Genomic DNA, 11,013 nt, shown 5'->3' on the forward strand with positions numbered 1-11,013 from the left:
GTGGCCGCGTCGCCGACCGACACGGTCATGCCCTCTCCAGGAACCTCGCGGCACCGAAGAACCCGATCACCGTCCACGCGCCGAGCATGATGTAGCTGATCGGCTCCGCTTCGAACGTCGTGTGCGCCAACGACGCTCGCATCACTTCCGCCATGTGGTAGATCGGCAACACCTCGTGGACGGCCTGGACCCAGCCGGGCAACCGTTCGATCGGGAAGTTGATCGGCGAGAACATCAGCGAGATGAACGCGATGAGCTGCGACAGGGCCATGGCGAGCTCGGCCGGCATGACGAACGAGTAGCCGTACCCGATGGCGAAGCAGGACAGCACCATGAGCACGAAGGCCGGGACGATCGTCCACGAGATCGCGTAGCCGGGCTCGAAGATCAGGTGCGCGACGAAGACCGAGATGGCGATGGCCGGAACGGTGACCAGGGCCCAGATGCCGACATCGGCGATCAGGAACAGCTTGCGGCCGACCGGCAGCGCCTTGACGAAGTCGAGGTAGCCGGTCATCTTCGCGCCCGCGTTCTGCATCGGCACGGTGACCAGAGCCGTCATGATCAGCACGATCGTCGGCGCGCCGGTCGCCAGGTACAGCATGTCGCCGCCCTCCGGCGACCGCATCAGGTACGAGAAGCCGATCGCCACGCCGAGGGCGATCACGATCATGATGATCGAGAAGACGACCAGGTAGCTGCCCTGCTTCCGGGCCTGGAGTTCGATCACGTACTTGAGCTTGCTACCGGTTGACACCTTCGACCGCTCCCTTGTTGCCGACGAGTTCGATGTACATGTCTTCGAGGGTGATCTCCGTGAGGGAGTACTCCGCCAGCAGGCCGCCGTCGCGCTGCTCGGCGGCCCACTTGAGGGCCTCGGCGGCGAGTTCGCGCTCGAATGCGAGGGTCAGTTTGGCGTCCGCGACCTTCAGGCTCTCGCCCCAGGCGGGCTTGACGAACCGGTCCTCGGGCGCCGTGGCGACGGCTTCCAGCTTCATCCGGTTGCCGGCCGTCTCGCTCTTGATCTGGTGGACGTCACCCTGCGTGATCACCTTGCCCTCGTTGAGGATGACCATGGTGTCGACAGCGCTCTCGGCCTCCCGGATGCTGTGCGTCACCACCACGACGGCCGTGCCGTCCTTGGTCAGGTCGCGGATCGCGCTCCACAGGAAGCGCCGCCGGACCGGGTCGACGTCGTTCGTCGGCTCGTCCAGGATCACCACCCGACCGGGCGCGACGGCGGCCATGCAGAACCCGGTGAGGCGCAGGACCCCGCCGGAGAGCTTGTTGCCCTGCACGTCCGCCCACTGCATGATGTCGAGCCGCTCGAACAGCTCGGTCGTGCGCCGGTCCACCTCGTCGGCGCTGATCCCGCGCATCTGACCCATGACGCGGGTGACCGCACGGGGGGTCAGCTCACCGAGCGGGGTCTTGGACTGGGGCTGCACCGAGCACAGGTAGCGCCCCAGGTTCCGGTTCTTCGTGATGTCCTTGCCGTCGATGACGATCGAGCCCGAGTCGGGCTTCAACAACCCGAGCAGCTGGTTCACGATCGTCGTCTTGCCCGCGCCGTTGTGGCCGAACAGGCCGAACACCTCACCCGCGTCGACGTGCAGGCTCACGTCGTCGTTGGCCACCGTCCGACGACCCCGTGACTTATACGTTTTCGTGACGTGGTCCAGTTCGATTACAGCCATTATCATCCTCCCTCGGTAATCACACACTTAGCCGGCGGAAACGCGGCCAGTCAGGTACTCGACCTCGTCATCCAGAATGCGGACCAGCTCGTGTGGGTCCTCGACCCACTTGCTCAGGAGGAGCAGATCCAGGCGTCCGTTGCCGACCTTCGAGACACAGTAGCAGTCCGCATAGTCCAGTTTGGCCTGATCGTCGGTCAATTGCGCGAGCGTCATGTCCCAAATTGCGTCGTATTCGTCCTCGACATTTCCGACAAAGTTCAGCAAGCACGTCGGCCGGAGTGTTTTGCCCATCACGGACAGTACTTTCCGGTGCTTCACAATCGACCGGACGTTCTGCACCAGGTTCAGGAAGCTGACGTTGTTCTTGTTCATCATGCGGACCTTGTCGGTGATGATCCCGTCGAGGTCACGCATCGTGTCGCGCTCGGCGGGCACCAGCACGGGGAGGCTGCCGAGGACCATGCCCATCACCTCGGAGTAGTCCTTGTCCTCGAACACGCGCGACTGCAGGAGCGTGATCAGCGCCACCTTGTCGATGTCGAGCAGGCGGCCGACGACGCGGGCGTAGAGGTGCACGACCAGGTAGAACAGGTCCGGCTCGGTGCCATCGGCGTTCCGGAGCCGGTCCAGGTCGACCGAGTAGCGGACGTCCCGGATCGGGCTGTTCGCGAACCGGGCCGATCTCTCCTGGATGGTCTTCGCGTACCGGACGTACTCCACCAGGTCGAACTTCTCGATCAACTCGTCCGAGGTGATGTCGACCGGGCCCTTGGCGATCTGGTCCTGCAGGTGCCGGTAGCTCTTGGCGATCGGCATCGCCCGACCCGTGCCGGCCATCAGCTCCTCGTAGCGCTTGAGGAGGTCGCCCCGGAACAACTGGCCGGACGCCGCGTCGAAGATCGAGTGGTCGAACTGGAACAGCAGGTCGTGCGAGCGGTCGTTGTACGTGATCAGGACGACCTGGTACATCGGCTTGTCGACGACCTTGAAGTCCATGCTCCACTCGCGCTTGACCAGCTCCGCCCGCAGCTCCTCCTGCTCGTGCGGCTCCAGGCCGGACATGTCCAGGCGCGGCAGCGCGATGACCTCGGGGGCCTCGAACTCCTTCCACCGGAACCGCCCGAACGACCGGGTCAGGAAGCTGCGCATGAGCCCGTGCCGCCCGATCACGTCGCACAGCGCCTGCTGGAGCACGTCGAGGTCGACGAGCTCACGGAGCTGGATCAGGTAGAGCTGGAGGCGCGACTCGGTGGCGAAGTGCTGCTTCTGCATCGCGCTGATCGGGTACGTCCACTTCACCGGCTGGGCGCCGATGGACCTGCGCAGCTCCTCCTGCCGGCGGTCGATCTCGTCGAAGACCGCGGCGTAGCCGCCCGGGTAGGACGGTAGCCCCGCGCTCGCCCTGAGCGCCTCGAAGTCCAGGCCCATGCCGATCTCCTCCGGGCCCCCCGCGACCACGTAGTGCGGCACGAACTCGGTCGGCACCCGCAGCTCGGTGAACTCCCGGACCACTCGCTTCTTCAGCTCGTCGTCCAGGCCGGCCACGGCCAGCACGACGAGCGTGTCCTCGTCCCGTCCCGACTTGACCTCACGGAAGACACACGGCGCGCCGAGGCGTTGTTCCAGCAGCACGGCGAGGCTGTCGAAGGACATGTCCTCCGGTCCGCCGCGCGCCACGGTCCGCTCGATGAAGGCGGCGAGCCCGGCGATCGTCGGGTGGTTGTAGACCTCCTTGGCGAGGACCTTGTAGCCGTTCCTGTCCAGCGCGTTGGTGAACTGCACCAGCTTCACCGAGTCGAGGCCGATGTCGAAGATGTCCGCGCGGCCGTCGATCTCGCTGAAGCCGAGCAGCGTCCGGATCTCACGCTCGATCACCGCCGCGATCGCCTGCCGCTCGTCGGCACGGCCGGACTCCACCTCGACGTCCACCAGTTTGGCCGCCGCCTGCGCCCCGAGGAGGTCCATGCCGTGGTAGGCCGTGCGGATACCGCCGTCGCGCATCCTGGGCAACAGGTCCAGGACCGAACGGTCGGCCTCCCGCAGGTCGGCGAACGAGTAGAGCCGCGTGACGCCCGCTTCGGTGCCGCCGCGCTCGTTGTCGGCGAACCAGGTGGTGACGTGCCGGTCCCACCCGTCCCGATCCAGACCGGGCCGGGACAGGACGTAGCAGGGAATCCGCCGCTCCCGGCTCACCTCGGTCAGCAGGCCGAGGAGTCGACGCTGGTCGAGACCGTCGGTGGCGCCGTCCCGGCCGGGCGTGTCCCAGAGCACGACCTCGTCGACGGTGGGCAGGGCACGCAACCCGCTCGACAGCGTGCCGGCCAGCTCCTCCCACGTGGAACCGGTGACCACGGGAAGCACGGTGATCCGCTCGTCCACCACGCCGACCCGGGTCCCCGCGGAGTCCGGGCCGAGGTCGAACGGCAGGATCTCGACGGTACGGGCGGCGTTCGCCCCCGTCAGGTCGCGCACCACGTCCTCGATGTCGCGGCGACGACCGAGGACCACCGTCCGCGCCGCCCGTCCGGCCGCCGCGAAGGCGCCGTCCAGCGGGACCATCCGGGGCACGAGTCGCCGACTCCGCTCGTAGCGGACCGCGACGTCGTCGGGCCGGTGCGCCTCCAGCTCCGTCTGGAGGTGTTCGCGCCACGCCGCCCGTCCGGCACGGTCGGCGAGGGAATCGTCGCACCGGACGGCCCGGACCCGGAACGTCGGGTACTCGTGGTTGGCGCCGATGAGCAGGGGCACGAAATCGCCGCGAGCGCCCAGGAAGTCCCCGGTGTCCAGCACCACGACGTCCTTCACGCACCGTTCCCGCATGTCGGGGATGGCCGCGCAGAGTCCGCGCAGGGTGGTCACCAGCGACGGGTAGTCGGCCCGGTCCACCACGACCGTGTCACCGGCCAGGGCGTGCCGTTCCAGGTCGTCCAGCAGCCGCTTGAGGTCGTCGTCGTGACCGGGGCGGACCACCGCGCCGGATTGCCGGTCGAACCGGTACTGCGGGCCGAACGACACGTACAGCGTCCGCCAGTGCGCGATCCCGTCCAGCACGCGCTTGATCCCACGACGGTCGTCGGTCAGGACGATCAGGACCTTCGGCTGTTCCTTCCCGGTCGACGACGGGCGCATCGACGGTGCCCACGCCATCCGCGACGCGGGCAGCGGCCCGGTCGTGGCGACGGGACCGGTGACGGCCTGCCGGGCGGGCTGCACGGTCGCGACGCGCGGGCCGCCGTCGGTCTGGCCCTCCACCAGCCGCTGAAACTGTTCGATGTCGACCGGGTACTCGACCTTCTCGAACGGGTACAGCGGCAACGTCACCTTGCGCGGGAGGCGACCCTTGTGGAACGCCTTCCAGTCGAGCGAGACACCGTTTTCCCAGAGCTTCTTGACCGCACGGGCCAGGTGCTCCCCGTCCCCGATCTCCTCCATCCGGTGACGCAGCATGTTCACCGTGGTGACCTCGGTGTCCCGGGCGATGGCGCGCACGAACGACGACAGCGACTTGCCCGGTCCGACCTCGACGAACAGGGTGCCGCCGCGCTCCAGGATCGCCTCGACACCGGCGGCGAACCGGACCGTCTCGCGGGCGTGCGAGCAGTAGTAGTCGCGGTCGGTGGCCTGTGCCGCCGTGATCCACGTACCGGTCACGTTCGACAGGTACGCGATCTTCGGCTGGTGCAGGGTCACCTGGTCCAGCACCTCGCGGAACCGGCCGAGGATGGAATCCATGTACTGCGAGTGGTAGGCGTGGTCGGCCTCGATGTGCGAGAACTTGATCTCCCGCTCCGCGCACTGACGCTCGATCTCGGCGACGGCCCCCGGGGTGCCGGAGACGGTGCAGTCCTCGGGGCCGTTCACCGCGGCGATGGCCAACTCGTCGGTCAGCATGCCCCGGACGACATCCTCCGGCGCCCGCACGGAGGTCAACGCGCCCTCGACCGTCGTGTCCATCAGGCTGCCCCGGGCCTGGACGAGGCGGATGCCGTCCTCCAGCGAGAACACGCCAGCGACATAGGCCGCCGCCAGTTCGCCGGTGCTGTGCCCGATCATCCCCTTCGGCTTGAGACCCCACCCGATGAGCGTCCGGGCCATCGACGTCTCCAGCATGAACAGCAGGATCTGGGTGGTCCCGATGTTGTTGAGCTGTTTCTCCGCCGCCACGGAGTCGCCGAAGAAGACCTCGCGGGGCACCTCGTGGCCCTGGGCCGCGCTGATCGTGAAGCACTCGTCCAGGTACGCCCGGAAGTCGGGTTCGGTCTCGTAGAGGCCGCGGGCCATGCGCAGGTGCTGCGCGCCGAGACCGCTGAAGAGGAAGTAGACGTCGCGCCGCGCGTTCTTGTGGACCTGCGCGGAGGGCTCGTCGGCGTCCAGGGACTCCTGGAGCCGCTCCCGCAACTGCGCGACGTCACCGAACTCCACGGCGTAGCGGTGCGCGAGGCGGCGTTGGCGGTTCTGGAGGGTCCAGGCCAGGTCCGAGCCGTCGAGGTCCGGGTGCGCGGCCAGGTAGTCGACGAAGTTCCGCTTGATCCGCCCGATAGCGTCCGCGGACGTCGCCGAGACGACGAACGTGTTGTACGTCCGGCCCTTGGACGAGGCCGGCCTCGCCTCGGGTGCCTCCTCCAGCACCACGTGCGCGTTGGTGCCGCCGATGCCGAACGAGCTGACGCCGGCGCGCAGCGGCAGCACCTCGTCGGCCTTCGACCGTTTCGGCCGCAGTTCCTGCTGCTCCGCGACGACGTAGAACGGGCTGCCCTCGAGGTCGACGTTCGGGTTCAGCTCCTGGAAGTGCAGGCTGCGCGGCACGCTCCGGTGTTGCAGGATCTTGCACACCTTGATCAGGGAGGCGACGCCGGCACCCGTGTCGAGGTGACCGATGCTCGCCTTGAGCGAGCCGAGCCCGGTCGTGCCCGGCTCACCCGTGCCGAACGCCTTGCGCAGCGCCTCGATCTCGATCGGGTCGCCGAGCGAGGTGCCGGTGCCGTGTGTCTCGACGTAGGACACCTCGGCGGGGGGAACGTTGGCGACGCGGTAGGCCTTGCGGATGACCTCGGCCTGGCCCTCGATGCTCGGCGCGGTGTAGCCGACCTTGCGGTTCCCGTCGTTGTTGACCGCCGAGCCCTTGATCACCGCGTAGACGTGGTCGCCGTCGCGGAGCGCGGTCTCCAGACGTTTGAGCACCACGATGCCGACGCCGTTGCCCTCGACGGTGCCGGCCGCGTCCTTGTCGAACGGCCGACAGTGACCGTCCGGCGAGTGGATCATGTTCTCCTGGTAGCGGTACCCGTTCTTGTGCGGCAGCGTCAGCCCACTCCCGCCCGCGAGCGCGATCTGGCACGACCCGGTCCACAGGTTACGGCACGCCATGTCGATGGCGACCAACGAGGTCGAGCACGCCGTGTGCAGGGTGAACGCGGGGCCCTTCAGGTCCAGGGCGTACGCGATCCGGGTGGCGGCGAAGTCCTTGTCGTTGAGCTGCATGCCGGTGAACGTCATCCCGGACTCCAGGATGTGCCGGGTCAGGGTGTGCGTCTCCCAGGGGAGGTTGTTCGTCGCACCGAGGAACAGGCCGATGACCTCGGGCCGCCCCTCCGCCGAGTAGCCCGCGTCCTCCAGGGCGTGGAAGACCTCCTCGTGCAGGGCGCGGACCTGGGGGTCCAGCAGGGTGGCGTCGGCCGGGGCGTAGTTGAAGAACTCCGCGTCGAAGTACTCGATGTTCGGGAAGACACCCTTGGCCCGGACGTACCGCTCGTCGTCGAGCGCCGCCTTGGCCACACCCACCCCGAGCAGTTCGTCGTCGGTGAAGCGGGAGATGGCGTCGACGCCCTCGACCAGGTTGGCCCAGAACCGGTCGATGTCCTCGGCCTGCGGGAACCGGCCGGCCATGCCGACGACGGCGATCTCCAGTCCGGTCTCGCGGCGCTTGGTGGCCCTGCTCTCCGGCATGGTCAGAGCTCCTTCTCAAGATCGGCGGCGAGTTCCTCGGCGATTTCGTCCGCGATCTCGCGCAGCAGGGCGGTGGCGGAGAAGGCGTGCTCCTCCTCCTGCTCGGCGAAGGCGTCCTCGGCGTCGGCTTCGGGGTCGTCGGCGTCGGTGGTCGGGTCGTCGCCGCTGTCCGCGACGGCGAGGAAGGCGGCGAGGGAGGCGATGGAGGTGTGCTGGAAGAGCTGCACCAGCGGCACGTTCCGGTCCAACACCTTGCGCAGCCGGTTGTTGATGGTCAACAGGTTGAGCGAGTTGATCCCGAGGTCGAAGAAGTTGCGGTTCACGTCGATCGACTCGGCGGGGACGAGGTCGGCGATGATGTCGAAGAGGATCCGCGTCATGTCGGACACCGGTCCGAGATGCGGCGCCTCGGCGCGGGCCTCCGGCTCGGGGCGGATCTCGGCCAGCCGGGTCCGGTCGACCTTGCCGCTCTTGTTCAGCGGGATCCGGTCGAGCTGCACCAGCCCGGCGGGGATCATGTACGGGGCGGCCTGCTGCGCCATCTGCTGCCGCACCACCTCGGGCGCGATCCGCTTGCCGGCGACGTAGTAGCCGCGCAGGCTCTTCTCCCCGTCCACCTCGACGCAGATCACGGCGGCGTCCTCGACGTGCTCGACGGACCGGAGCAGGCTCTCGACCTCGCCCAACTCGACCCGGAAGCCGCTGATCTTGACCTGGTCGTCGGCGCGGCCGAGATAGTCGAGCGACCCGTCGGGCAGCTCACGGACGAGGTCACCCGTGCGGTAGAGGCGTCGGCTGGAGAGCGCCGGCACCGTGACGAAGGCGGCGAGGTCGAGGTCCGGCCGGTTGTGGTACCCGGTCGACACGCCGTCACCCCCCACGCACAGCTCGCCGACCGCGCCGGGCGGCAGCGGGTTGAGGCCCCGGTCCAGGACGTGGGCCGACGAGTGCGTCAGCGGGCGACCGATGGGAATCCGCTCGCGGAGCAGGTCCTCGTCCCGGATCTGGTACGTCGTGGAGAACGTCGTGTTCTCGGTGGGGCCGTAGCCGTTGGTGATCCGCAGGCTCGGGCAGGCGCTGCGGACCTTCGCGAGGTGCTGGACCGACAACGCGCTGCCGCCCACGACGAGGTGTCCGAGCCGGTCGAAGATCGCCGGGTCGTAGTCGCAGAGCTGGTTGAACAGCGGCGCGGTGAGCCACATGCCGGTCACCTCGTTGCGCTTGATCGCCTCGCGCATCAGGTCACCGTCGAGCACGTCGAGCTCGTCGGCGAGCACGAGGGTCCCGCCGAACAGCATCGTTCCCCAGATCTCGAACGTGCTGGCGTCGAAGGCGGGCGATCCGGTGAACATCAGGACCTGGCGGTCGTCGAAGTCGAAGAACTCCTGGTCCGCGAAGAGGCGCAGGATGTTGCGGTGCGTGATCTTGCAACCCTTGGGGTTACCGGTGGAGCCCGACGTGTACATGAGGTACGCCGTGGCGCCGTTCAGGTTGCGCTGCCGGGGAAACGGCGGCACGTCCCCGGTCGGCGGGTCGACGAGCAACACCCGGGCCGCCGCCGGCGCCCGGTCGGCGAACTCCGCCACGGTGCACAGGTCACGCACGCCTGCGTCGGTGACGACGTACTCCACCCGGGGCTTGGCGTCCTTGGTGTCGATCGGGACGTAGAAGTTCCCGTTCTTGAGCAGTCCGAGGATCGCCACGACCAGCTCCGGACGACGGTCCGCGAGCACGCCGACCGCCACGCCCGGAACCACGCCACGGCTCTTGAGTTCCCAGGCCACGGCGTCGGACCAGCGGTCCACCTCCGCGTAGCTGAACTCCCTGCCCCGCCACACCAGCGCGGTCTTCTCGGGGTGGGTCGCGGCGACGTCGGCGAAGACGTCCACCACGGACGAGTCCAGCATGGTGGAGTGCGGCGGCTGCGGCGCTGCGGCGTCCGCCGCCCGGCTGTCCCACAGGGCGATGTCGGCCACGCGTACCCGCGGGTCGCGCACCGCCGAGGTGAGGACGTTGCACAGGGAGCTCTCCAGCGCCTGGATCAACCCCGGCGCGTAGTGGTTCTCGTTGTAGGCGAACGTGACCGCGAAGTCACGGCCGGGGTTGACCACGATGTGCAGGTCGTAGCTCGTCCGCTCGAAGACCTCGACGCCGTCGAACGCGAGCCCGTCACCGGTGTCGTCGGCGAAGTCGCGCAACTGCTCGGACAACGGGTAGTTCTCGAAGGCCACGACGTGGTTGAGCAGCTTGTTCCTCAGCGGGGTGAGGCTCTGGATCTCGTGCAGCGCGTAGTGCTCGAAGGCACTCGCCCGCAGGTAGGACTGCTGCACCTCCCGGCACAGCCCGGTGAAGTGCTGGTCCTGCGTGGTCGTCACCCGGACCGGCTGCGTGTTGCAGAACAACCCCACCGCGTCGCCGATGCCGGTCATCTCGGTGCCGCGCCCGGACACGACGCTGCCGAAGACGACGTCGTCGGCGTAGGTGAACTTCTGCAGCACGACGCCCCAGGCGGCCTGGAAGACGGCGCTCTGGGTGACGCCGGCCTTCTGCGCGAACCCCTTCAGCTCCTCGTACAGCTCGGCGGGGAGGGTGAACTGGTGGGTCGCGCCACGGTACCCGCCGGGACGGGGGCTCGCGGGTAGCACGGCCTCGTTCTCGTAGCCCTCCAACGCCTCCGCCCAGTACCGCCGGGCGTCCTCGTCGAGCTGCCGCTCGTACCAGGCGACGTAGTCGCGGTAGGGCAGCGCCTCGGGCCGCGGCTGGAACGAGCCGGAGCGGGTCAGCTCCTCGTAGTAGCCCATCAGCGTCCCGAACAGCGGGCCGAGCGACCAGCCGTCCAGGATGATGTGGTGGAACGTGAACACGAGACGCCAGCGGCGGTCGGCCAGCCGGATCAGGGTCGCCCGCAGCAGGACGTCCGCGCTGAGGTCGAAGCCCTTCGCGCGGTCGGCGACCTTGAACTCCTCGACGTCCCGGTCCCGGTCGGGCCGGTCCCGGTAGTCGCGGACGTCGAGCTGCGGCGCCCACTCCTTCAGCACGATCTGGTACGGCTGGTCGGTGTTGCGGTACGAGAAGATCGTGCGCAGGGCGCTGTAGGTACGGGACACGCCCGCGAGCGCCGTACGCATGTGCTCGACGTCGACCTCGCCGCTGATCACGAAGTCGAACTGCTCCACGTAGGCGTCCGAGCCGGTGTCCACGGCGTGGCTGAAGAGCATGCCCTTCTGCATCGCGGCCAGGCCGGAGATGGACTCGATGTTGTCTCTGTCAACCATGAACCAGGCTCTCTACTTAGCACTGACGCGGTGTTCAGGCCGTGGTGTCCGGCGGCCGGTGCCGGGGGGTCGGATCGTCGTCACGCGGAAGG

Annotated in this window: 4 protein-coding genes; all 4 read right to left on the reverse strand. The window is 68.3% G+C overall.

What is annotated here, in order from left to right; translation table 11 throughout:
- Positions 1–25 precede the first annotated feature (25 nt).
- The 4 genes from ACQUFX_RS12600 to ACQUFX_RS12615 are packed head-to-tail and all read right to left on the reverse strand — an operon-like array spanning position 26 to position 10,921.
- On the reverse strand, positions 26–757 hold the full coding sequence (locus tag ACQUFX_RS12600; RefSeq protein WP_428966207.1) for an ABC transporter permease: 732 nt from the start codon (positions 755–757) through the stop codon (positions 26–28).
- Entirely contained in the window at positions 744–1,697 is a 954-nt protein-coding gene (locus ACQUFX_RS12605; RefSeq protein ID WP_428966208.1) for an ABC transporter ATP-binding protein, read from the reverse strand. Before ACQUFX_RS12605 ends, ACQUFX_RS12600 begins: the two co-directional genes overlap by 14 nt.
- Positions 1,698–1,724: 27 nt before the next feature.
- Positions 1,725–7,646: a beta-ketoacyl synthase N-terminal-like domain-containing protein gene (locus tag ACQUFX_RS12610; RefSeq protein ID WP_428966209.1), complete on the reverse strand. Its 5,922-nt coding sequence runs from the start codon at positions 7,644–7,646 to the stop codon at positions 1,725–1,727.
- Positions 7,647–7,648: 2 nt separating this feature from the next.
- A complete protein-coding gene (locus tag ACQUFX_RS12615; RefSeq protein WP_428966210.1) occupies positions 7,649–10,921 on the reverse strand; it encodes a non-ribosomal peptide synthetase in 3,273 nt (1,090 codons plus the stop codon).
- Positions 10,922–11,013: the final 92 nt, after the last annotated feature.

This window comes from Micromonospora fluostatini (genome assembly GCF_050410825.1).
Taxonomy (GTDB): domain Bacteria; phylum Actinomycetota; class Actinomycetes; order Mycobacteriales; family Micromonosporaceae; genus Micromonospora; species Micromonospora rosaria.